A 23,066-nucleotide genomic window follows, 5' to 3' on the forward strand; every position below is an offset into this window, starting at 1 on the left:
GCGCTCAGCCGCCCGGCGTCGGGCGGCTGAGCGTTGACGGATATTGCCGCAGGCGCGTGGCCGTTTCCCTTATTGCTGCACGCTGAAAATCTGCCCGATCAGAAATGCCTGCAGATCATTTTTCAGTACCTGCACGATACCGCCGTTGGGGGTGGCCCACATGACAACAGTCTGTGCGAGGTTGTCGTACAGGTAGTAATGCCCATCGCCTGCGTCGAGCAGGGGAACGGCATTGCGCGGGTAGGTCGGATCGCGACTCAGGTCGGCATGGCTGTTTCTGACATTCAGGTAATAGTCGTCCGGCACGCCAAGCCCGTAGATTTCGATGCCGCCGAATACAATCACGCCGAAGGTTGTTAAAAATAATATGTATTCGGGCGACAGCTTCCATCCCAGTGCGGCTTCGAGGGCCCGCACGCCATCCATGGTTGCCGGGCGGTTTTTTGCCCGGTGGCGCTCGACCAGTTCTTTCAGTTCATTCATCATGCCGTACCCTCTCCACGCTGGTTTTCAATTTGTTGTGCCCGCGCTTTCCAATGCTCGATGCGCTCCTTGCAGAAGTCTGCCCGGTTGATTTCAGTTTCCTTGAGCTTGTCGTGCAGGATATTGTCATTGCCATTGCTGCGGTGTTCGGCGCCGGTCAGTTCGGCTAGCGGAGAATCGGGCTTTTGCCCGATATGATGCAGTTCAATCGGTTTTCCCTGGCTATCGAGCGGCGCCAGGCCCTCCTTCATTCGTTCCAAATTCGTTTCCCCCCACACGTCAGTTTTGTCCAGGTCGATATCGGTACGGATCAGAGCGTCCTTGTCATTGACGACGGTGGCCTCGAGTTCAGCTTTTTCATAGATCCCGCCTTCCGCTTCGCTGCCGATGGCATCGAGTACGGTGTCCGGGTAGTCGCCCTGTTTCAGACGCTCGCGCGTTTCACTACTGAGCGGCGGCAGCTGTTCGCGGCTTTCCTGGGTCAGTCTGAGCGGCTTGTCCAGTTCCGCAAGGTTCATGGTCCTGCCTGGCATGTCCTGCGCTTGCAGTGCCAACTGGCAGGACGCCTCAGGCTGATACATGGAAAACATTTCAATTTTCATACCGTCTCCTTATTCTCCAGACTGGCACGCCAGGCCGAGTAAATATGCACATGGCTTTCGTGCTGCAGGCTATGCTCTTTCATCAGGCAATGTTGTGCTGCCAGCCGCAGTGGGTCGTTCAGGCCATCGACCTGGTCATTGAGCAGCGTGTCGAGCAACCGGGACAGTTCAGGATAGCTGGCGGCCTGCTGTATCATTTGCCGGACCTGCGTGCGACAGCCAAGGATGTCGGTGACCAGCCGCGACAGCTGCTCGAAGCCGGCCTGTCGGCACAGCAGTGGTAACTCGTGCTGCTGGCGAGCCCGGACCGCCCCGAGCAAGGCGATTTTGCTTGATGCCAGCAAGGGCAGCGTATGCAGGGCGGCTTCCACTATCGCCAGGTCCGGTTCGACGGTCCCTGCGACCCGTTCGGCAAGCAGCAATTGCAGAACATGCCGGAGGAGTGTTTTTCTATCAGCCTGATGCTGGCTTTCAGGCTGGTAGACATACGGCCGCTCGACGCCATCGAATTTGCGCACCTTGCACAATACCGGCTCAAGCCAGTCATTCTGGTAAACGATGGCCACGCCTTTCGGCAGGCGGGCAATTTCATCGAGCTGATCGTCATGCAGGGCCACCGACTTACCAATCAGGCGACGGTCCGATTCTTCCGGCAGGCGCATGATGATCTTTGTATTGGTATTGCGGATGGCCGCGATGTCGACCGCCTGCGGCGATTGGTCGACAATGAAGAAGCTTTCGCCGAACGTGCGCATTTCGGCGATCGCATTGGCTAGCATTTCCACCGATTTTCCGGCCAGGCTGGCGCCTTCGGCACCGCCGTCGTTCCCGGTGCGTTTCAGCAGATGGTGGGCCTCTTCCAGCACCGTCACATGGCGCAAGGGCCGGTTCATGCCGCCCTGGGCCATCCGGTATTCGCTCAGGCGCATCACCAGCACGCCCATGATCAGTGACTTGGTTTCCGCAGAGCCAATACGGCTCAGATCCACGATCACCGGACTGTCGAACAGGACATCGCTGGCGATCTCGTTGGCGCTGAAGATCTGGCCGTTCAGGCCATTGGTCAGCGACCGGATGCGGGTGGAGAGCGCACCAATATAGTTGCCCTTGAGTTCAGCCGAGTAGGCAGAACCGGCGATGACTTGTTCCAGGGTGACGAGCAGGTCGGCAAACGACGGGAACAATGCGGCGTCAAAGCGGTTGCTCGACCTGTCGAGATCCCAACCGCATTGCTCGTAGGCTTGCAGGATCGCTTCCTTGAGCACCGCCGGCATGGCGGCATACATCGGCCAGCATACATTGAAGATTTCGATCAGCCGGTCGACGTGTTCAAGTACATGGGTGGCTGCGGGAAACTGGAAGGGATTGATACGCAACAGCGCACCGTAGGCCGGATGGGTGCCGAACACCTGCACGCCGGGAACTTGGCCAAACACATGCTTGTATTCGCCCTTGGCCGGTTCGATGACCAGGAATGGAATGCCGGCCGCGCTGATCTGGCTCAGCATGCCATACACTGTGTTGCTCTTGCCTGCGCCAGTTGATCCACTGACAAAGACGTGGCTGCACAACTGATCGAGACCGAGATCGATGGTCTGAGGCATGTTTTCCCACAGGTGACGGATCTGGCCCAGGACGATGCTGCGGCGGCCCGTTTCCAGACCATTTCCGCCGTCCAGGCGCTGCACCTTGCGGCCGAATGCACGGGTTTCCACCACGGCCACCGTCGACGTCGATCGGCGGGGCAAACTGAGCTGGATGGCCAGTTCCTTGCCCGATACCAGCGTTGCCGGTGTCAGGCAGGCAATCGGTAACTGCTTTGCCAGGGCATGCTGGAGCGGGGGATGGCTGAGCGTTCCCAGCCAGTCGAGTACCGCCGACTTTTTTGCCGAATTCCAGGTCGTCAGCGCAAAATCTTCATGGCTGGAATTGTGGCCACGGATGAGTCCCAAAAAAATGCTGGCCAGCGCTTCGGACGATGCCGTGCTGTCGCCGAGGAAGTAAGCGGCGGCGTTCCAGCCGCCATAGGTCTTTGCTTCGTTGATGCGCGCCAGGTGGTGGTCTATCTTGGCGAGCAATTGTTCGATGCTCTTGTCCGTGGTCTCGATCGTCACCTGGCGGTTGGCGCCAGTGGTACGGTTCGAGGAGCGGCTGTCGGTGCTGCCGCTGGTCGTGGTGCTGGAGGTGGTTTTGCCTGTCGACGTGCCTTCGGACATGGTGTCGCTCTCGCTGTGGCCGGTCGACAGCGATTCGCTGGTGCCGGTGGTACGCTGCTTGTCGAATGCGGTGGCGATGGCGGAGCCAAGCTGGGCGCCGACCATGCTCCCTATAGGTCCGAATGCCGAGCCGCCCACGCCGCCCAGCAAGGGGCCGATAATGGCCGCCGCCTTGGCCGTTCCGGTCTTTGCACTGAACGACTCGGAGCTGCCCCTGGTCGTGGTGGACGAAGTGCCGGCGGTATGGGCCTGGCTGCGCGTTTCCGTCATGGCCAGGCTTTCCCCCAGCGAGGCGCTGATGCTCTGGCTGATGCTCAGGCCGACGCTGTCGCTTTCCTGCTCGCCGAATGACAGCGACAGCTTGTGCAGCGGAGACAGCTGTGTTGCCACCTGTTCATAGCCGATGCGGATCTGTTCCAGGTTCTGCGACGAGACCGGTTCGGCCAGGATCAGCGCCTGGTACACGCGCCGCTCTGCCGCATCGATGAAGCGCTCCAGGCCCTGCATGAAATGGTCGCTGTTATCCGTCGACAGGGCCGGTACGCCGGTGACGGCGGTGATGCTGGCCGCCGGATTGGCTTTTTCCGCCAGCAAGCCGTCGAGCAGATGGTCGGTTTCGCGCGCGGCCAGCGGCAGCAGGGAGCTGCCGGAAAAGTGTCCCTTGAAGGTTTCGAGCAGCAGTTCGCCGGAGTTCTGGCCCAGCGCCTTGCCAGGTTCGCCGCGGGTGCCGATATACAGATCGGTTTCGCTGCCGTTCGAGCGCAAGAACAGGAAGATCGAGTAGCCGGCCGCGCCCAGCGTGGTGTAGGCGGCGGTCGTGCTTTCAAGAACCGATTGCTTGTTGCCCTGGACAATGCGCTCAATGCGAAACAGCCGCAGGTCGCTGGCGCGCCGGAAGGGCAGGGCGTCACTGGCGAAAGCTTGTACCGGATAGTCTTGCAACTCTGCAAGGTAGCTGCGATTGATGAGGGTGCGCCCGGCCTGCAGATTCAGGGCGGCGTTTTCACGAATCTGTTCGGCGGCGCGGAGTGTCAGATTGTTCGACGTCATGTTCACTTTCTCAATGCGAGTATCAGGATGACCACGGCAGCGAGCGCGCCACCGATCAGCAGTGCGGTAAGCATCACGGGCGACAGACCATGCCGGTGACGGACTGGCTGCGGACGGGGTGGCTGCGGGCTCGGGCGTGGCTGCTCATCGTGCAGGCGCGGTCCCCTGGCAGGCGCAGGACTGCTGCTCTTGACCGGCCTGCTATCCGGCGCCATGCTGATGGGACTTTGTCGGCGCAGATATTCACGTACGTCGATCAGATGCAGAAAGCGTTCCTCGGAAAAATTGGTGTCGAGATAGACCGCTTGCAGGCCGTAATAGTCTGCGCTCCATTGTTCGCGGTTCTGCACGATGGCCCGGGCAAAAGCCTTTTCGCTGTACGGTTCGCACAAATCGGTGACACGCGTCCTGGTCCAGGCCAGCGCGGCGCGCAAGGTGTCGGCGTCGAGGCGCTTGTCCTCGAGTTCCACGATCAGCGCGGTGCGCAAGGTGGTCAAATCGCCTTCTTCCACGAATTTCCTGAGGTTGACGGAAGGGGTGTAGCCAGTATGGCTGTCGCTGCGGGCAGCGGCCGGCGCTGGCTGCGCATTTGCCACGAACCCCTTGCGGCCCTCTTGTCGAAAGTGTTCGCGTACCTGCAGCAGATGCTCCAGCCGCTCAAAGGAAAAATTTCTCTCTGCCACCTTCTTTTGCTGGCTGAAATATTGATCGTTCCAATGCAGGGGCTCCGGCCTGATCGCGTCACGATTTTCATCGGCGATATACGGCATGAACAGGTCCGGTTGCGCGGTCCTGAGCTCGCCGGCCATGTTGCGCAGCAGCGCGGTAGCGGTTTGCGGATTGTTGATGGCTTCCAGGAAGCTCTTGCGGGCAGTGGCGAGTTTGTTGGTATCGATGGTCATGGTCAGTTCACACGGCGAGGGCTTGATCGAGTTTGGCCTTGAATGCAGTGATCCACTCCTGCAATTGCCGGGCTTCTGCCAATGCTGCTTCACGTGCTTTCTTGTCGGTCAGTTTGTGGTCGATTGAATTGAGCAGGGCGTCGAATTTTGTATCGAACTCCAGGGTCATGAAAGTCAGGAACTGGTCGATCAGCTTGTCCTTGCCCACTTCGATGCGCATGCGCGCGCTCTTGACCAGTTTCGAGAATTCCCCGCGTACACGCGTCTGGCGCTCTTTCCACAGGTCTGCCAGGTCAATATATTCTTCATTGCCGTAAATATTGCTTGTCCCCGTATCGCCCCAGGTCCACGGCTTGTACCATTTGCTGGTGCTGACCTCGCGCGTGCCGACCACGACCCTGCGCGTCTTGATTTCATTGTCTTCCACGCCAAGATTGAGGGAAATGCCCGCAACCGACTTGCGTATTCCTTCCAGCACCGGCAGATCCAGCTTCCGGCATTCATCAAACAGGTCCGTCACATAACGCTGGTACTGGGCGGCCAGGTCCAGCTTGATCGCCTGCTGGCTGTCTTCAAATTCCGACTCGTACTGGTTGACCAGCGTATTGAAATGGAAGCGCAGATTTTCTTCCGTTTCGTTCATTTTTTGTTCGGCCAGTTCCGGCGTTGTCACACCGACCAACTGTTCGGTGACCTCCTTGATGAACTTGTCGTTGTCGGCCTGCAACCTGGCCAGGGCCAATTCGGTGCCTGGTGGCAGTACCGAGCCTTCCCGCGCAATCTGGTCCTTGTAGGCCGCGGCATTGAAGCCTTTGGCGCGGCGTGCCTGCAAGTCCTGCAACTCGTCTTCGATGAACGCCAGTTCCTTTTCGTCGTGCTCCAGCTGCGACATCAGCTGGCTTTCATTCAGGCCGACGTCAATCGCCTTGGACAGCGCGTCGTAGACGCGCTTCACGCGATGCGGCAGGTTGTATTTGTCGATATATTCGTCGATCATGGCTTCGACCGCTGGCAGGCCGCTGCTGAGCATCAGCGGCGAGTGCTGTCTCGCCTCCAGCGCGCGCGTCACGCGCGACGTGATCGGCATGTACTGCAGCAGGTTCATGCTCGGCACTTCGCTGAACAGGTCCGCCATGGTGTTGTAGTCGCCGCGTTCCTTGCGGGAGTGACGGTCGCCAGGCTTGCGGATCAGGCGGGTCAGGTTGGCCGAAACCGGGTACACGAGCGGATTCTGTATGCCATTGTCGCCCAGGTATTTGCGCACGCGTGTCAGCACCGACGGCAGGTCTTCGCCCTTCTCCGGATCGAAGACATCCATCTTGTTGATGACGAAGATGAAGCGGTCCCTGCTTTGCTTGCCGCCTCTGCGCATGGCGTCCGCCACCAGTCGGAGCAGATTCTTGTCATCGTTCGTGCCCAGCTGGGTGGCGTTCAGCACATACAAGATCAGCGGATTGCGGCGCGAGTCCTGCACAAAGCTCATCGTCACGCGCTCGTGATCCTGATCCTGGCTGTTGTTCGGGCCTGGCGTGTCGGTCAGTACCAGCCGCACGTTGTCACGTTGCTTGACGGCCTGGATATCGCCCTGGATGGCAATTCTCATGGTATCGTCGCGCCTGTTCCAGTCAGTGATGGTGTCAAGCGTCACGTTCTCATGGAAAACGTCTTCCCGGCCCTGCTTGTCATAGCGACTGCCGCGAAATGCGGCCAGTCCTTTGTCGTCAGCGATGGAAGTGATCGTTGCGGTCGTCGCTTCGTTGGCTGCCGGCAGCAAATCGTGGCCGAGCATGGCATTGATCAGCGTCGACTTGCCAGAAGACATGGTGGCCACGACATACACGTCGAAATCCGCGTTGAATGCTTCTTCGAAACATTTTTTCATTTCCTCATCCTCTTCGATGTAGGCATCGAATTTTGGATGGGCGCGCGCTTCGGTCATCAGGCTGCGCATCGACTCAAGACGGTTTTCGGTCGCCTCCGTCGCCTGCCATGTGACGTCGATCTGCATGCCACGCGCGCTTGCCACGCTGGCTGCCTCGACGACGTCCGCATAGTCCGATTCCACGCCATGGAATACGACATGGAAATTGCTGTCGCCATTGAACAGCATGCTCAATTCATCGAACAGCTTTTCGATCCAGAGCTGCAGGCGCGATTCCTTGTAGCTGCTCAGCTTGCAACCGTCGGCTGGCGGCTCGCCGTTGATGACGAAGCGGGTGTCGACGATAAAGGGATTGTGGATGATTTCAATATGATGCATGGCTCACGCGGCGATGTTAGGTTGATTTAAGAGAAACTCGACGGTTCTGATCCCGCTGCGCAGCACCACTTGCTGCAGTGCCACAAGATCCCCGGCGGGAGGCTGGCGGGCAGATCGGTTGCCGGCCTTGCCCGCTTTGGCCTGGCGTCTGCGCACGCCCGACTTGAGCGCATCGGGCAGGGCGGCGGCATGCAACAGGCACTCCTGCTCCACGGCCAGGTCGTCGAGAGCGTGTTTTAGCCTGCTGTGTTCGGTCCGCGTCAAGGTCTGGGCATTCAGGGCTTTTCTGGCATACAGCGCAAGGCTGGACATGGTAGGCACAATGATCGGCTGCTGAAAGCCGCATTGCTCCAGATAATGCCTGGCTTTTTCCACATGGCTGCTGACCAGCTCGCCACGCTCGCGATCCAGCAGGTCGATCTTGTTCAGGATAAATACCAGCCGATGGCCCGAATGCCGGTCCAACTGTTCACGCAACTGCGCCAGCAACTGTTGGTCATCCAGCGTACCCATCTGGCCGGCGTCGAGCACGTAGCACAGCAGCTTGAAAGGAATGGTGTGCAGCGCATCGAGCGTCACCTCGGCGTGGCGCCGATCCTGGCTGTTGTTCGGCCCCGGCGTATCGTGCAGTACCAGCCTGGCAGCGCGGCGGGAATAGCCTGTACCGATCTTGCCGGACAGACGGATATGCTTTACCTGTTCGTCCGCGTTCCAGCTCCTGACCTGCTCAAGCGACGCGTTCTTCTGCATGCCGATACGAATTCCGTCATGGGAGTAGCTCGTGCCACGAAAATATTTTGCCCGGCTGCAGTGTTCGATGCTGGTCACGCAGGCCGTCGTCGCCTCATTTCCAGACGGCAGTAGCTCATGTCCGACCAGGGCATTGATAAAGGACGATTTGCCGGCACTCATGGTCGCCATCACCAGGACATCGAAAGTCTCCTGTTGTTGTGCGGCAGGCGTCGTCTTCGCCCGGACGCTCTTTTTTTTGCGTGTCGAACGCTTGATTGTCTTTTTAGTCAATCGTATTGCCTCTTTAAGTTGCATATCGCCAGGCCGTCAGCATATAAAACAGAAAATGTTACTTGTTTGAGATGCTAATTATATATTTCCAAAAAGAAATTTTGCAGAAGTAAATTGAATATCTTGTTAAAGCGTATCGGGTACGGGCACGCATTCCGTAGCGCCAGCAATCTGGTGACAGCGCAGCTCATCATGAGAGGCATGCGCGACAAGTCATGTCGCAAGCGATGATGCGGAAATAAAAAAGGCTATGGCATCGAAAAAAGTGGGAATGATGCCGGCATCACCGCCGTCTGCGGGAATGGCTGAGTGCGTTTCATGGCGTGGCGACGCGCTATCTGTCCAACTACTTGGGGTGGCGCCGGATAGTGGAGGCGCGGAGAATCTTTCCCCCCTGAACGTTTGCTCAAGGCCCTAATGCGCGTATTCCCTCACAGGACGGTGAGATAGCCAATACTTATATGTGGAAACGCGTATGCAAGGACGTTGCCGGCATGATGCGGCGCATGCCCGGCGGGCGTGCCGGGGCCTGCGTCTATCCGGCTACCGTGATTTTCAGCGTGGCACGCGCCGCGCGGTGCGCGGGGTGTCAGCTGAAGCGCTTGCCGTCGAGCGCAAAGCCCTTGATGAATTCCACCGCCGGCAAGCGCTTGCCGCCCGGCTTTTGCAATTGCGTCAGGCGCAAGGCGCCCGTGCCGCAGGCCACCACGATGCCATGCTGGGCGTCGGCCGCCAGCACCTGGCCGGCCGGCTGGGCGCTGTCGGCCTCGAGCACGTCGGCGGCCCAGATCTTGATGGCCACGCCATCGACCTGGCCGCAGGCGCCGGGGAAGGGATTGAAGGCGCGGATTTTCAGGCCCAGTTCCAGCGCGCCCTGGGAAAAATCGAGGGCCGCTTCGTCCTTGGCGATTTTTGACGCGTAGGTGACGCCCGCTTCCGGCTGCGGCACGGCCACCAGTGGCGCTTCCTGCATCTTGCGCAAGGTGGCGACGATCATGCGTCCGCCCAGGGCGGCCAGCTTGTCGTGCAGGGTGGCGGTCGAGTCGCCCGCCTCGATCGCCACTCGTTCGATGGCCAGCATCGGGCCGGTGTCCAGGCCTTCTTCCATCTGCATGATGGTCACGCCGGTTTCATCGTCGCCCGCTTCGATGGCGCGGTGGATCGGCGCCGCGCCGCGCCAGCGCGGCAGCAGGGAACCGTGGATATTGATGCAGGGTTTAATGCCGAGCGTGCTGCGCGGCAAAATCAGGCCATAGGCGGCCACCACCATCACATCGTAGTGGGTCGCCAGCAGTCGTTCGTGGGCGGCGCGGGCTTCGGCCGCGCGCTGCGGGTCCTTGCTGTCCATGCGTAAAGAGAGCGGTTGCAGCACCTCGATATCATGCTGCTGCGCGTATTGCTTGACTGCCGAGGCGTGCAATTGCATGCCACGGCCGGCAGGCCGGTCGGGCTGGGTCAGCACCAGGGGAATTGTGAAACCTGCTTCGTGCAAGTCTTTCAGGGCGGTGGCGGCAAATTCAGGCGTGCCTGCGAAGATCACTTTCATCGGGTTCCTAGTCGTGAAGTGCGCAGGCTTGTGCCTGGCGGGTATGACAATGCCCGCCAGTTTACCAGCAGACGGTCAGAAACGGCGATTTTGCGCGCGCAGGCTTGCTTCGCGTTCCAGGCCGCGGATTTCCTTGACCATCTTGGTCTTGATGCGGTTGCGCTTCAGCGGCGACAGGTATTCCACGAAGACCTTGCCCAGCAAGTGATCCATTTCATGCTGGATGCACACGCCCAGCAAGCCATCGGCTTCCAGCTCGAACGGCTTGCCCTGACGGTCCAGTGCACGCACCTTGATGCGGGCCGGGCGCTCGACGCCGTCGTACACGCCCGGCACCGACAGGCAACCTTCATCGTAGACCTGCTTTTCTTCGCTGGCCCAGGTGATTTCCGGGTTGATGAACACTTGCAGCTGGTTCTTTTCTTCGGTGATGTCGATCACCATCATCTGGATGTGCTGGTCGACTTGCGACGCCGCCAGGCCCACGCCGGGCGCGTCGTACATGGTTTCGGCCATGTCGTCGATCAGGGTCTGCAACTGGTCGCCAAAGTCGGTGATCGGCTTGGCGACGGTGTGCAGGCGCGGATCGGGGTAACGCAGGATATTTAAGATGGACATACGAATTCGGTAGTTTGGCTGGTTGAATTAGCTGGGCACATGAAGGCTGTGCGCGGCGCTGGATCGCCGGTGGTTTTGCGCTGATTGAAGGAGAAATTTTATCACAGACGCCCGTCTCGCTGTGCAAGGCAGGCCGTTTGCCGCCAGGAACCGTGCACCGAAGTGTGCACCTTTGTTGCGCCCGTCGATATCGCCCGCCCCGGTGCGCCGCTACCATGGAAGACGGACGTCGCGGATCGAAGGGGCGAGGGTGTCATGGATGCAAATACGGTGAGCGAAGACCAGGGCGGCGAACTGGCGTTCTGGCTGCGCCTGCAATGGCTGCCAGGCGTGGGGCCGGTGGCGGCGCGCGCCTTGCTGGCGCGCTTCGGTTTGCCGCAGGGCATATTTTCCGCGTCCTTCGACGCGCTGCGCGAGGTGGTGCCGGCGGGCGTGGCGCGCGCCATCCTGCAGGCGCCGAGGCCGGTTGCCAACAGCCAACTGGAACTCACCCTGCAATGGCTGAGCCAGCCCGGCAATGCCGTGCTGACCCTGGCCGACTATGCTTATCCTTCGCTGCTGCTGGAAATTCCCGATCCGCCGCTGCTCTTATATGTACGCGGCCGCCCCGAACTGCTGTCGCGCCCCTGCGTGGCGGTGATCGGCAGCCGCAACGCCAGCACCCAGGGCATGCAGAACGCGGCCGCGTTTGCCGAGGCCTTGAGCCACGCCGGGCTGACGATCGTGTCCGGCCTGGCGCTGGGCATCGACACCCATGCGCACGAGGGCGGCTTGCGCGGCGAGGGCGCCACGGTGGCGGTGATCGGCACGGGCGCCGATCTGGTCTATCCCCGGCGCAACCTTGATCTGGCGCAAAGGATTGCCGCGCAAGGCTGCATCGTCAGCGAATATGCGCTGGGCTTGCCCGCCATTCCCAGCAATTTTCCACGCCGCAATCGCCTGATCAGCGGCCTGGCGCGCGGCGTGCTGGTGATCGAGGCGGCGGCGCAGTCCGGTTCATTGATCACGGCGCGCCTGGCCGGCGAGTACGGGCGAGATGTCTATGCCTTGCCGGGCTCGATCCATGCCACCCTGGCCAAGGGTTGCCACGCCCTGATCAAGCAGGGCGCCAAGCTGGTCGATTCGGTCGACGACGTGCTGCAGGAACTGCAGTGGCCCGCTGCCGCCGGCACGGTGGCGCCGGCCCACCCGCTCCTGACTGCGCCGGCCCATCCCTTGCTGGCCGCGCTGGGCCACGACCCCTGCGACGCCGACACCCTCGCCGCGCGCAGCAGCCTGGCGATGGCCGAGGTGATGGGCGAACTGCTGGCGCTGGAAATGGCGGGGCTGGTGGAGCGCTTGCCGGGAGGACTGTTTCAACGCTGCAAATGACAGCTTGTCACTTGTGTGGCGGCCTTGCCGCACGGCGCCGCTTTGTCCGCTGGCGCACTTGTGTCGCAGCGAGCTTAGCTGATAGAGTAGAGTCATGTTCGATATCCTGGTTTATCTCTACGAGACTTATTATCGCCCCGATGCCTGCCCCGAGCCGGCGGCGCTGGCGCGCAAGCTGTCGGCTGTCGGCTTTGATGACGTGGAGATCTCCGAAGCGCTGGTCTGGCTGACCGACCTGAACGCGATGGCGGGCGCCGAGCAAGTCCTGACCGCCAGTTCCACCGGTACGCGTTTTTACGTTCAGCAAGAAAGCGACGTGCTGGGCACGGCCGCCATCGGCTTTATCCAGTTCCTCGAAAGCGCCAAGGTATTGTCGCCGCTGCAGCGCGAAATCGTCATCGAACGGGCGCTGGCCCTCGATGAAGCGCCCGTCACTTTGGGCAAGCTGAAAGTCATCGTGCTGATGCTGCTGTGGAGCCAGGGCAAGGAGCCGGACGCGCTGATGTTCGACGACCTGTTCGGTTCCGACGAAGAATTATCGCCCCGCCTGCTACACTGAATACAGCAAGGCGGCCTGGCCCTTGCCTGCCGCCCGCCGCCTTTTGCCCACCTGACTGTCTGCCCCGTGCCTGCATTTGCTCCTGCGCATTGTTGTCTTTAGATAACTTGCGGTTTTCTTGCCAAGGCGCTTATCATTGGCCGCTTGACAAGACCACAAGTCACACGGCCCCGCGCAGACAAAAGCGTCGGCGCCCGGCAATGCACTGTATGATGCGCATGCTGACACTATCCTAGAGCATTTTTCGAGACTAATAACTATGACAAAAACCCTCATCATCGCCGAGAAGCCTTCTGTCGCGAACGATATCGCGAAGACGCTTGGCGGCTTTACCAAGCACGATGAGTACTTTGAATCGGATGAATACGTCCTGTCGTCGGCGGTTGGCCACTTGCTGGAAATCGCCGTGCCGGAAGAATTCGACGTCAAGCGCGGCAAATGGAGTTTCGCGCACCTGCCGATGATACCGCCGTATTTCGCGCTGAACCCGATCGCCAAGACGGAAGCGCGCCTCAAAGTATTGAACAAGCTGATCAAGCGCAAAGACGTGACCACCCTGATCAACGCCTGCGATGCCGGGCGCGAAGGCGAGCTGATTTTTCGCCTGATCGCGCAAAACGCCAAAGCCAAGCAGCCGGTCAAGCGGCTGTGGCTGCAGTCGATGACGCCGGGCGCCATCCGCGACGGTTTTTCGCACCTGCGCAGCGACGAAGAAATGCTGCCGCTGGCCGATGCGGCGCGTTGCCGTTCTGAAGCGGACTGGCTGATCGGCATCAACGGCACCCGCGCCATGACGGCGTTCAACTCGAAAGAGGGCGGCTTTTACCTGACCACCGTGGGCCGCGTGCAGACGCCGACCCTGTCGATCGTGGTCGAACGCGAAGACAAGATCAAGAAATTCGTGCCGCGCGACTTCTGGGAAGTGCGCGCCGAATTCGTTTGCGCGGCCGGCATCTACGAAGGCCGCTGGCTCGACACCAAGTTCAAGAAGGACGAGAACGATCCGGAAAAACGCGCCGAGCGTCTGTGGAGCAAGGCGGCGGCCGATTCGATCGCCACTGCCTGCCGTGGCCGCCAGGGCATCGTCACGGAAGAATCGAAACCGACCACCTCGATGGCGCCGGGCCTGTTCGACCTGACCAGCCTGCAGCGTGAAGCGAACTCGCGTTTCGGTTTTTCCGCCAAGAACACGCTGGGCCTGGCCCAGGCGCTGTATGAAAAGCACAAGGTGCTGACGTACCCGCGTACCGATTCGCGCCACCTGCCGGAAGACTATATGCCGACCGTGCTGCAGGCGCTGGAAACGGTCAAGGACAACAGCAACTACCACCAGTTCGCCAAGCAGATCATCGACAAGGGCTGGGTCAAGCCGAACAAGCGCATCTTCGACAACACGAAGATCTCGGATCACTTCGCGATCATCCCAACCACCATCGCGCCGAAGAACCTGTCCGAGCCGGAACAGAAACTGTACGACCTGGTCACGCGCCGCTTCATGGCCGTGTTCTTCCCGCCTGCCGAGTTCCAGGTCACCACCCGTTACACGGAAGTGTCCGGCCATCAGTTCAAGACCGAAGGCAAGGTCATGACCAATCCGGGCTGGCTGGCGATCTACGGCAAGGAAGCGTCGACCGACGCCGACAAGGAAAGCAATGGCAACGGCAACCTGGTGCCGGTCGCCAAGGGCGAAAAAGTGCAGACCGAAAGCGTCAGCGCCAATGGCCTGGTGACGAAACCGCCAGCGCGCTATACCGAGGCGACCTTGCTGTCGGCCATGGAAGGCGCGGGCAAGCTGATCGACGACGACGAGCTGCGCGATGCGATGGCCGGCAAGGGGCTCGGCACGCCGGCCACGCGCGCGGCCACCATCGAGGGCTTGCTGACGGAACGCTATCTGCTGCGCGAAGGCCGTGAGCTGATGCCGACCGCCAAGGCATCCCAATTGATGACCTTGCTCAAGGGCCTGGGCGTCAATGAACTGACGGCGCCGGAGCTGACGGGCGAGTGGGAATACAAGCTGTCGCAGATGGAAAAAGGCAAGATTTCGCGCGATGAATTCATGCGTGAAATCGCGCAGATGACGCAAATCATCGTCAAGCGCGCCAAGGAATACGACAACGACACGATTCCGGGCGAGTACGCCACCCTGGAAACGCCATGCCCGAACTGCCAGAGCGTGGTCAAGGAAAACTACCGCCGCTTTGCCTGCACCAAGTGCGAGTTCTCGATGAGCAAGACGCCGGGTTCGCGCCAGTTCGAGATCGCGGAAGTGGAACAATTGCTGAAGGACCGTACCATCGGCCCGTTGCAAGGTTTCCGCTCTAAAATGGGCCGTCCGTTTGCCGCGATTTTGCGCATCGTGCGCGATGAAGAGATCAAGAATTTCAAACTGGAATTCGATTTCGGCCAGAACGACGAGAGCGAAGACGGCGAAGGCGTCGACTTCACGGGCCAGACGGCGCTGGGACCTTGTCCCAAGTGCAATGGCGGCGTGTATGAAATGGGCCTGGCCTATGTGTGCGAACACAGCGTGGCCAAACCCAAGACGTGCGACTTCCGCAGCGGCCGCATCATCCTGCAGCAGGAAATCTTGCCGGAACAAATGGCAAAACTGCTTAACGATGGCAAGACCGACCTGCTGCCCGGCTTTGTTTCGCAGCGCACGCGCCGTCCGTTCAAGGCTTTCCTGGTGCGCGGCAAGGATGGCAAGGTAAGCTTCGAGTTCGAAGAACGCAAGGCCAAGCCGGGCGCCAAGGCGCCAGCCAAGGGCAAGGCGGCGACCGAAGTCGAGGGCGAAGAAGCTGCGGCGCCGGTGAAAAAAGCGGCCGTCAAGAAGGCGCCGGCCAAAAAAGCCACGGCGGTGAAAAAGCCGGCGGTGAAAAAAGCGCCCGCCAAGAAGGCCGCGGCGGCCGAGTAAGCAGCAGTTTGCAGCAAGCAAAAAGCCAGGGACATCCCTGGCTTTTTTTCTAGGGCGGCACATTCTGCTTACCTCTCCCGCGGGCACTATTGAAGCGCGTTGCTGTCCAAGGTCGCATGGGAATCTTCCTCAAGGAGAGCGATCATGTCAGGACGTCCTATCCGTGGCGAAGCCGAGTGTCAGTACACGCTGGCACTTCAATGCGCCGACTGCGCCGCATGCGCACAGCGCATGCCGACGACATATACCAAGACCCGCAAGCTGGTGACGATGCATGGGCTGATCCAGTTGCGCTTGCAAATCCGCCGCTGCGAGAATGCCCAATGCCCGCGCTTCCATCAAGTCTGCCATCCCGAGGAAGAAGGCCGCTGGGCGTTACCCAAGCAGGAATTCAGCTTCGATGTGGTGCTGCGCGTGGGGCAGTTGCGTTATCGCGAACATCGCTCTTGTCCCGAGATCTTCCAGCAGTTGCGCCAGGAAGGTGTCGACCTGGCCGAACGCAGCGTCTCGAACCTGCTGACGCAGTACGATATTCTGCTCAGCCTGGCACTCGATACCTTGCCCGAACGCGCCGCGCAACTGGCTGCCCAGGGACGCGCGATCCTTGCCATTGACGGCCTGCAGCCCGATGTGGGCCATGAGGTCTTGTGGGTGGTACGCGACACGCTGTCCGGGCAAGTGCTGTGCGCGCGCAGCCTGCTGTCATCGGCGCGTGCCGAGCTGCAATGCCTGCTGGCCGACGTGACGGCCGCCCTGCCGGTGCCCGTGGTGGCGGTCGTGTCCGACGGCCAGCACAGTATCCGCCAGGCGGTCGCTGCCGCCCTGCCCGGGGTGCCGCATCAACTGTGCCAATTTCACTACTTGAAGGAAGCGGCGCGTCCCTTGTGGGAGGCGGACCGGCATGCCAAGAAAGAGCTCAAGAAACTGGTGCGTGGTGTGCGCCCGCTGGAACGCGTTGCCGAACAACGGCCCGGGCCGACCGGCGAAGTCGCCCTGGGATACTGCGCGGCGGTGCGCAGCGCGCTGACCGATGACGCGCGCGCACCGCTGGTCTTTGGCGGCTTGCGCTTGCACGAACAGCTCTCCGGCATCCATGCCAGCGCGCGGCGCGCCGCGCAAAAAAGGGGGCGCCCACGGAAGTGAAGCGCCTGGCCGGCATGCTCGGGCGCGCCCTGAGCAGTACCGCACGATGGTGGCCGCAGGTGGCGCAAGGCGCGGCCTGGGTGCAGGGCGCGAGTGCGATCCTGCGCAATGACGAGGGGCTATCGGCGGATGCGCTCATGGTGCGTTATCGGGACTGGCTCGCGCAAATGGACAGCGCCACGGAGTGCCCCGACCTGCCCGACACCTTGCGCAAGGCCCTGTCGCACTTCGTCAAGGTGAGCGCCAGTTACGGCGGCGATGTGTTCCATTGTTACCGCATTGCCGGACTGCCCCGCACGAACAATGCGCTGGAGCAGGCCTTCGGCAGCCTGCGCTACCACGAACGGCGTGCCAGTGGCCGCAAGGTGGCCTCGCCTTCACTGGTGCTCAGTGGCAGTGTGCGCATGCCGGCAGCGCTGTTTACCCGGACCGGCACGGTGACGCGCGACATGCTCGCCGCCGTACCGCAAGACCGATGGCGCGCGACGCGCGCCGACCTGGAGCGGCGTCGCCAGGCGCGCTGCCAGCGCCATCGTTTCCGCAAGGATCCCGCCCACTATCTGGCGGGACTGGAGAAACTGTGCGATGAGCTAAATGTGCTGACCTAGTTTTTTTTGTCTGTCGAACGTCGGCCGGCAGCTTGCGGCATCATTGTAAATACCTATTGAATCGATAAAATCAATTATCTTTTCCTTTATTGCTGCGCTCGTTACACTGTATCCATCAGTCACCAACGAAGGAAAGCACCATGAGCACGCCGCCGCCAAATACTCCCCTGTCCACCGCTTCCGGCATTCCGCTGGCCGATAACCAGAATTCCGCCAGCGCCGGTGCGCGCGGGCCCTTGCTGTTGCAGGATTTTCATCTGCTGGAAAAACTCCAGCATTTCAACCGCGAGCGCATTCCCGAGCGCGTGGTGCATGCAAAAGGTTCCGGCGCCTACGGCACGTTTACCGTCACGCACGATATTTCCGCCTATACCAAGGCCAGGCTGTTCAGTGAAGTGGGCAAGCAGACGGCCACCTTCGCGCGCTTTTCCACCGTGGGTGGCGAACGCGGCAGCGCCGACACCGAACGCGATCCGCGCGGCTTCGCCCTGCGCTTCTATACCGAAGAGGGCAACTGGGACCTGGTCGGCAACAATACGCCGATGTTCTTCATCAAGGACCCGATCAAGTTCCCCGACTTTATCCATACGCAAAAGCGCGACCCGCACAGCAATCTGAAATCGGCCGAGATGATGTTCGACTTCTGGAGCCATGCGCCGGAAAGCCTGCACCAGGTCACCATGCTGTTTTCGGACCGCGGCACGCCCGACGGCTACCGCCACATGGATGGCTTCGGCAGCCACACGTACAGCCTGATCAATGCCGACGGCCAGCGCGTCTACGTGAAATGGCATTTCAAGACGCGCCAGGGCATCAAAAACTTGCCGGCTGCCGAAGCGGGCCGCCTGGCCGGTGCCGATCCGGACTACGCCCAGCGCGACCTGTTCGGCGCCATCGAACGGGGCGACTTCCCGCAGTGGGAGGTCAAGCTGCAGGTGGCGACCGAGGCGCAACTCGTCGAGTGGGAACAGCGCACGGGCTGGAATCCGTTCGACCTGACGAAAGTGTGGCCGCATGCGGATTTCCCATTGCTGCCGGTCGGCATCTTTGAACTGAACCGCAATCCGGACAATTACCACGCGGAAGTGGAGCAGGCGGCGTTTTCGCCGGCCAATGCCGTGCCGGGCATGGGCTATTCGCCCGACAAGATGCTGCAAGGCCGCTTGTTTGCCTACCACGACGCCCAGCTGTACCGGGTCGGCACCAATCACCAGCATTTGCCGGTGAACGCGGCGCGCTGCCCTTTTCATAACCAGCAGCGCGACGGCGCGATGGCGGTCAACAACGGTGGTTCGGCGCGCAATTACGCCAATGTGGCCGCGGCCGGCAGCGCGCCGCAGGGCCTGGGCCATGGCGAGCCGGCCCTGGCGCTCGATGGCGGCGCGGCGCGCTACGATGGCCGTGGCACGGAAGACGACTACACGCAGGCCGGCAATCTGTTCCGCCTGCTGACGCCAGAGGGCAAGCAGAACCTGTTCGATAACCTGGCCGGTCCCTTGAGTCTGGTGCGTGAGGAAACCTTGCAACGCCAGCTGGCCCATTTCGACCAGGCTGATCCGGCCTACGGTGCCGGTGTGCGGGCCGCCCTGCAGGCGATCGGCAAGCAGGCGTAAGCCGCTGGCCCGTCCGGCATCGTGCCGGGCGGGCTTGATATTGCGCAAGGTCAAGCTGTCATTAAATATTGCCGTGTGGACATAATTGCCGACCATGCGTAGACTAGGCCGTCTGATGATCGCGCCGCCGCTTTGGTAGCGTGCAGGCTAGAAAGTTTGACGATGAATATGGCAAAGTTGACCGTGCATGGGGACGACCTCACGCTCAAGTCCATCCTGGAAGTCCTGCCGACCGAGCCCGAGCGCCAGTGGCGCAAGGGCGAGCCGAAAGGCGCGGGCCGCGTGTATCTCGATTCCGGTTTCGAACTGCTGGTGGCGCAGGCCAGCCAGGCGCAGGTCTTGCCCTCGCGCATACGCAGCTATTTGTCCGAATGCCGCTCGCGCGGCGTCACCTTCAGCATGCCGCGCATCGTGGCCGAGCTGCAATTTGAATTGCGCGGTGGCGAATCGCCAGGTGCCTCGACGGCGGTGCCGCTGGACTTGCCGCTGGGCGACCTGGCCGTCTTCAGCGAAATGGGCATCAGCCTGAGCGTGGCCACCCGCGCCTGATACCCTGGCCTGGCCTGGCCTGGCGCCTAGCGCTCGCTGATATCGACTGCGATCATATTGTCGTCCGGCTTGCGGTCGATCAGCTTGTTGTCGGGATCGATGCCCGCCCTGGCCGGCCGGGTGGCCACCACCACCGTGTAGCTGGCCTGCTTGCTGCTCATCAGCTTGCGTTCGCGCAGCAGCGCATTGCCATCCTTGTCATCGACGCCGATCTCGATCAGGTCGCGCAGCGGCACTTCCTGCTCTTCTCCCTGTTCGCCCGCCTGCACCTTGCCGGCCTGCACCTTGATGGTGACTTCATAGCGTCCGTCCGTCAGCTTGCGCGCCGTGGCCGCCAGCGCGCGGTTATCGAACAGCACGATTTTCTCGAACAGATCATCGATCAGGTAAGCCTGCTCCGGCGGCGTGACCTGGCGCAAGCCATCGATCAGCGCCGTCACGCTGGCGTACGGCGGCGACTGGCGCCGATGCTGTTGCAGCAGTTCGCGCAGCACGCCGTTGATCTTGTCTTCGCCGACGATGTCCTGCAGCAGATACATGGCCAGCGCGCCCTTGTGATAGTGGATATAGTCCTGCCGTTCATTGTCGGCCAGCGGCAGCTCGCGGTTGCGCTCTTCCGCGCGGCCCATCAGGTAGCGGTTCAGGTCGTAGCGCAGGAAGCGCCGCATCCTGTTCGGGCCGCCGGTTTTTTTCATCACCATCAGCGCCGAATATTCGGCCAGTGTTTCGCTCAGCACGCTCGCGCCGCGCGTGTTGCCGCCCACCAGCTGATGGCCCCACCACTGGTGAGCCACTTCATGCGCGGTGACATAGAACGGATAGTCGAGATCCTTCGGGTTCTTGTCGTCGACCCTGGCGACAAAACCCAGGCCTTCGGAAAACGGTATGGTGCCCGGAAACGACTGCGCATAGGTTTGGTACCGTGGGAACTCGACGATGCGCACGATCTTCTGTTGGTAGGGGCCGAAGTTTTTCGTGTAGTACTCGAGCGCTTCCTTGCTGCCGCGCACGAAGCGGTCCAGATTATATTCGTGTCCCGGCTGGTAATACACATCGATGGCCACGTCCTGCCAGCGCTCGTGCCGGACGGCGTAGCGGGCCGACTGGACGGCATAGAAATTGAGGATGGGCTGGTCCATCTTGTAATGGAAGTAATGGCGGCCCTTGTCTATCCAGTCGTTGTCGAGCATGCCGGGCGCGATCGCCGTCTGGCCATCGACGGTGCTGACGGTCGCTTCAAAACCGATGCGGTCGGCGTCGTTGCCGACATGATTGTCGGCCAGGCCGCGCGCATCGTCGCGCGCCAGCGCCCGCGCGCGCGGCGGCAAACCGTGCCGCTTGCGGTCGCGCGGATCGTTCAGTTCCAGCTGCGGCTGGTAGCCGACATGCGGCAGCACGGCATTGGTAAAGAAGGTGCCGTTGGCCACCACCGGCGTGTCCTGGCCCAGGCCCAGCACGCCACGCGGCGCGTAGTCGACGTCGAAATCGAGGCCAAGGGTGGCGCCCGGCAGCAGCGGCGCGGCCAGGCGGTAGCTGTAAAAGCCCAGGCGCGTATCGTCCAGGCCCGGATGGACGCGCGTATCGAAGCGCAGCCGCATGCTGGCGGTCGGGTCTTGCTGGATGAAAATCTGGCTGATTGGCACGGCGGTGCGGTTTTCCAGCAGGTAGTGCCCCTTGACCTTCAGGGTGCGCTGGGCCGGGTAGATGGCCACGTCAAGCTTGACGTCGGCGATGCGCGGCTGCGGCGTGGCCGCCAGCTTGCGGTACTGGCGCTCGAAGCTGGCGCGCTCGGCGTCGCGCGCATAGCCGGACTTGTAGTCGTTGGCGATATGGAAGGTATAGAACAGGATGCTCCCGGCGACCAGGAAGACGGCCAGGCCGGCGCCGAAGCTGGCCAGCACCGGCTGGCTCAGGGCGTGGCGCGCCAGGCGCAGACGGATGCGCCAGCTGTCGTGTGCGCCGCGCGGCCAGAACAGCAGGGCCAGCACGGTCAGCATCACGGCCGCGCCGCTCCAGTACAGCAGGTACCAGCGTTCGCGCAGCAGGTAGTGGCCGGCGCCGTTCATGGCCGAGTAGAGGAAGCCCGGTGTATTGCCATACAACAGCAGCGGATTGCTCAGGTCCAGCGAGCCGAAGGTCAGGGTCGCGCCGTAATACAGGATCATGGCAAAGTAGGCCAGGTAGCGCTGGTTGATCAGCACTTGCAGGAAAATCGCCAGCACGGCCGTCAGGGCATAGCCGGGCAACTGGGTCAGAAACAGCGCTTCAAAGTACAGGCCGGGATCGAGCCGGTAATAGCCCTTGACGATCTGGATCGACATGCCGCACAACATGATCACCAGGCTCAGCAATGCCTGCAGGCCGATCAGCGCAAACAGTTTCGACAGCAGTGGCAGCCAGTTCGGCACGGGCAGGGCGTCGAGCATCAGCTGCAAGCCGCTTTCGCGCTCGCGCCACACCAGTTCGCCCGCATAGAAGGTGGTGATCACCAGCATGAACAGCGCGAACGCGCCGCTGACGATGTCCAGCACTTTTTCCGTCACCGGATACGTATTGGTGCCATATATCGAACCCATGTCCAGCGCGCTGGCGTACATCACCAGCACGCCGGCCAGCACGATGACGACAAAATAAATGTTCTTGATGGTTTCGCGCAGGTTCAGCCAGCTCATCTGCAGCAGCAGGGCGGCCAGGCTGCGCCGGGCAAAATCGGGCGGCTCATGCGTGTCGAGCGCGCTGTTCGACAGGCGCGCGGGCGGCGTGGCGTCGCCTTGGCGCCTGGCCGAGCCGCTGTCGGGCGCGGCGTGGAAGTGAAAGCGCCAGTAGCCCAGCAGCAAGGCCAGCAGGGCCAGGCCGCACCAGATGGCGCGGTTGACCAGATACACGCCCTCGAGCGTGACCAGGCGCGTGTTGCGTTCGGCATTGGGCCAGTATTCGGTCAGGTTGATCAGGGCCGTGGTGCCGAAGGGGTCGATCAGCGCGGCCACCGTCTTGAAGTCCAGGTCGCGCGCCAGCGACGGCGCCACCAGGTAGCCGATCAGCATCACCACCGAGCTGATATAGACGGGCAACATGCGCCGCGTCAGCGCGGCAATCACGAAAAAGATGGCGCCGAAGATGAACAGGTTGGGCAGCAGGGTAAAGACATACGGCATCAGATAGGCCAGCAGGCGCTGCGGCCCCAGCCGTTCCTGGTCGATGCCGGGCAACCAGCTGCCCAGCCAGGCACCGAGGATAATGCTGGCAAACACCACCGCCAGCACCAGGGTGGCGCCGAGAAAGCGACCGAACACATACTCGTATTTGCGGATCGGCGCGCTGAAGAAGAAATGCTGCATGCCGTATTCGATATCCTGCTGCACCGAGCGGCCCATCATGGCGGCCACCACCACCGCGCCGAAGCAGCCCAGCACGGCGCAGCTCAGGGCCAGCGAGCGCGGCGCATTGATCAAAAACCTGCCGCCCATGCTGATCGACACTTCCTTGAAGGCGCCGCCCGAGGCGGCCATCCACAGCATGGACAGCGCCAGGAACATGGCGAAATACACCCAGGTGGACAGCAGCTTGAAACGCTGTCGTGCTTCAAAGAAGGCAATCGCAAACATG

15 protein-coding genes and 1 pseudogene are annotated in these 23,066 nt (G+C 61.4%); 7 read left to right on the forward strand and 9 right to left on the reverse strand.

Translation table 11 applies throughout. The features are described 5' to 3' along the window. Nucleotides 1-69 precede the first annotated feature (69 nt). Genes Q8L25_RS04905 through Q8L25_RS04930 form a run of 6 tightly spaced genes read right to left on the reverse strand, consistent with a single transcriptional unit; the run spans nt 70 to nt 8,536 of the window. Entirely contained in the window at nt 70-486 is a 417-nt protein-coding gene (locus Q8L25_RS04905) for an SMI1/KNR4 family protein (protein WP_308923812.1), read from the reverse strand. Continuing rightward, nucleotides 483-1,085, reverse strand: coding sequence for an HNH/ENDO VII family nuclease (locus Q8L25_RS04910; RefSeq protein ID WP_308923813.1), 603 nt, complete (start codon nt 1,083-1,085; stop codon nt 483-485). Before Q8L25_RS04910 ends, Q8L25_RS04905 begins: the two co-directional genes overlap by 4 nt. Next, nucleotides 1,082-4,351, reverse strand: a complete 3,270-nt coding sequence (locus Q8L25_RS04915) for an ATP-binding protein (protein WP_308923814.1) — start codon at nt 4,349-4,351, stop codon at nt 1,082-1,084. Before Q8L25_RS04915 ends, Q8L25_RS04910 begins: the two co-directional genes overlap by 4 nt. 2 nt (nt 4,352-4,353) lie before the next feature. Beyond that, the gene (locus Q8L25_RS04920) at nt 4,354-5,253 is read right to left on the reverse strand and encodes a hypothetical protein (RefSeq protein WP_308923815.1); all 900 of its coding nucleotides are present in this window, start codon (nt 5,251-5,253) and stop codon (nt 4,354-4,356) included. A 7-nt stretch (nt 5,254-5,260) separates the two neighbouring features. Beyond that, nucleotides 5,261-7,513: a dynamin family protein gene (locus Q8L25_RS04925; RefSeq protein ID WP_308923816.1), complete on the reverse strand. Its 2,253-nt coding sequence runs from the start codon at nt 7,511-7,513 to the stop codon at nt 5,261-5,263. A 3-nt stretch (nt 7,514-7,516) separates the two neighbouring features. After that, the gene (locus tag Q8L25_RS04930) at nt 7,517-8,536 is read right to left on the reverse strand and encodes a dynamin family protein (protein ID WP_308923817.1); all 1,020 of its coding nucleotides are present in this window, start codon (nt 8,534-8,536) and stop codon (nt 7,517-7,519) included. A 281-nt stretch (nt 8,537-8,817) separates the two neighbouring features. On the opposite strand from Q8L25_RS04930, the pseudogene Q8L25_RS04935 reads away from it, so the two are divergent. Then, nucleotides 8,818-8,986: pseudogene (locus tag Q8L25_RS04935) on the forward strand (IS1595 family transposase); the annotation flags it as partial. 139 nt (nt 8,987-9,125) lie between these two features. Here Q8L25_RS04935 and fmt read toward each other — a convergent pair. Beyond that, nucleotides 9,126-10,082, reverse strand: coding sequence for a methionyl-tRNA formyltransferase (fmt, locus tag Q8L25_RS04940; protein WP_308923818.1), 957 nt, complete (start codon nt 10,080-10,082; stop codon nt 9,126-9,128). Nucleotides 10,083-10,157: 75 nt separating this feature from the next. Further along, nucleotides 10,158-10,700, reverse strand: coding sequence for a peptide deformylase (gene def, locus Q8L25_RS04945; RefSeq protein ID WP_308923819.1), 543 nt, complete (start codon nt 10,698-10,700; stop codon nt 10,158-10,160). 255 nt (nt 10,701-10,955) lie between these two features. On the opposite strand from def, the gene dprA reads away from it, so the two are divergent. The 6 genes from dprA to Q8L25_RS04975 all read left to right on the forward strand — a co-directional run bounded on the left by dprA (nt 10,956) and on the right by Q8L25_RS04975 (nt 19,460). Next, complete coding sequence (gene dprA, locus Q8L25_RS04950; protein ID WP_308923820.1) at nt 10,956-12,071, forward strand: DNA-processing protein DprA; 1,116 nt, start codon at nt 10,956-10,958, stop codon at nt 12,069-12,071. A gap of 94 nt (nt 12,072-12,165) precedes the next feature. Beyond that, nucleotides 12,166-12,630, forward strand: coding sequence for a DUF494 domain-containing protein (locus tag Q8L25_RS04955; RefSeq protein WP_308923821.1), 465 nt, complete (start codon nt 12,166-12,168; stop codon nt 12,628-12,630). A gap of 259 nt (nt 12,631-12,889) precedes the next feature. Continuing rightward, the gene (locus tag Q8L25_RS04960; RefSeq protein ID WP_308923822.1) at nt 12,890-15,547 is read left to right on the forward strand and encodes a DNA topoisomerase III; all 2,658 of its coding nucleotides are present in this window, start codon (nt 12,890-12,892) and stop codon (nt 15,545-15,547) included. 231 nt (nt 15,548-15,778) lie between these two features. Continuing rightward, nucleotides 15,779-17,298 (forward strand): ISNCY family transposase gene (locus Q8L25_RS04965; protein ID WP_308925651.1). Its coding sequence is split into 2 segments (ribosomal slippage): nt 15,779-16,685 and nt 16,685-17,298, totalling 1,521 coding nucleotides; the frame shifts between segments, so codons are not numbered across the junction. 140 nt (nt 17,299-17,438) lie between these two features. Further along, nucleotides 17,439-18,911, forward strand: a complete 1,473-nt coding sequence (locus Q8L25_RS04970; RefSeq protein WP_308923823.1) for a catalase — start codon at nt 17,439-17,441, stop codon at nt 18,909-18,911. A 168-nt stretch (nt 18,912-19,079) separates the two neighbouring features. Continuing rightward, nucleotides 19,080-19,460 carry a hypothetical protein gene (locus tag Q8L25_RS04975; protein ID WP_308923824.1) on the forward strand — a complete coding sequence of 127 codons (381 nt, stop codon included), beginning with the start codon at nt 19,080-19,082 and terminating at the stop codon, nt 19,458-19,460. 26 nt (nt 19,461-19,486) lie between these two features. Here Q8L25_RS04975 and Q8L25_RS04980 read toward each other — a convergent pair whose 3' ends face one another. Further along, entirely contained in the window at nt 19,487-23,065 is a 3,579-nt protein-coding gene (locus Q8L25_RS04980) for a M1 family aminopeptidase (RefSeq protein WP_308923825.1), read from the reverse strand. Nucleotide 23,066 lies beyond the last annotated feature (1 nt).

Source organism: Janthinobacterium sp. J1-1, from assembly GCF_030944405.1.
In the GTDB taxonomy this organism is placed as follows: Bacteria; Pseudomonadota; Gammaproteobacteria; order Burkholderiales; family Burkholderiaceae_D; genus Janthinobacterium.

Coding starts and splice junctions, on each gene's coding strand:
- Q8L25_RS04905 (WP_308923812.1), bottom strand. CDS start 486: ATGATGAATGAACTGAAAGAACTGGTCGAGCGCCACCGGGCAAAAAAC.
- Q8L25_RS04910 (WP_308923813.1), bottom strand. CDS start 1,085: ATGAAAATTGAAATGTTTTCCATGTATCAGCCTGAGGCGTCCTGCCAG.
- Q8L25_RS04915 (WP_308923814.1), bottom strand. CDS start 4,351: ATGACGTCGAACAATCTGACACTCCGCGCCGCCGAACAGATTCGTGAA.
- Q8L25_RS04920 (WP_308923815.1), bottom strand. CDS start 5,253: ATGACCATCGATACCAACAAACTCGCCACTGCCCGCAAGAGCTTCCTG.
- Q8L25_RS04925 (WP_308923816.1), bottom strand. CDS start 7,513: ATGCATCATATTGAAATCATCCACAATCCCTTTATCGTCGACACCCGC.
- fmt (WP_308923818.1), bottom strand. CDS start 10,082: ATGAAAGTGATCTTCGCAGGCACGCCTGAATTTGCCGCCACCGCCCTG.
- def (WP_308923819.1), bottom strand. CDS start 10,700: ATGTCCATCTTAAATATCCTGCGTTACCCCGATCCGCGCCTGCACACC.
- dprA (WP_308923820.1), top strand. CDS start 10,956: ATGGATGCAAATACGGTGAGCGAAGACCAGGGCGGCGAACTGGCGTTC.
- Q8L25_RS04955 (WP_308923821.1), top strand. CDS start 12,166: ATGTTCGATATCCTGGTTTATCTCTACGAGACTTATTATCGCCCCGAT.
- Q8L25_RS04960 (WP_308923822.1), top strand. CDS start 12,890: ATGACAAAAACCCTCATCATCGCCGAGAAGCCTTCTGTCGCGAACGAT.
- Q8L25_RS04970 (WP_308923823.1), top strand. CDS start 17,439: ATGAGCACGCCGCCGCCAAATACTCCCCTGTCCACCGCTTCCGGCATT.
- Q8L25_RS04975 (WP_308923824.1), top strand. CDS start 19,080: ATGGCAAAGTTGACCGTGCATGGGGACGACCTCACGCTCAAGTCCATC.
- Q8L25_RS04980 (WP_308923825.1), bottom strand. CDS start 23,065: ATGTTTGCGATTGCCTTCTTTGAAGCACGACAGCGTTTCAAGCTGCTG.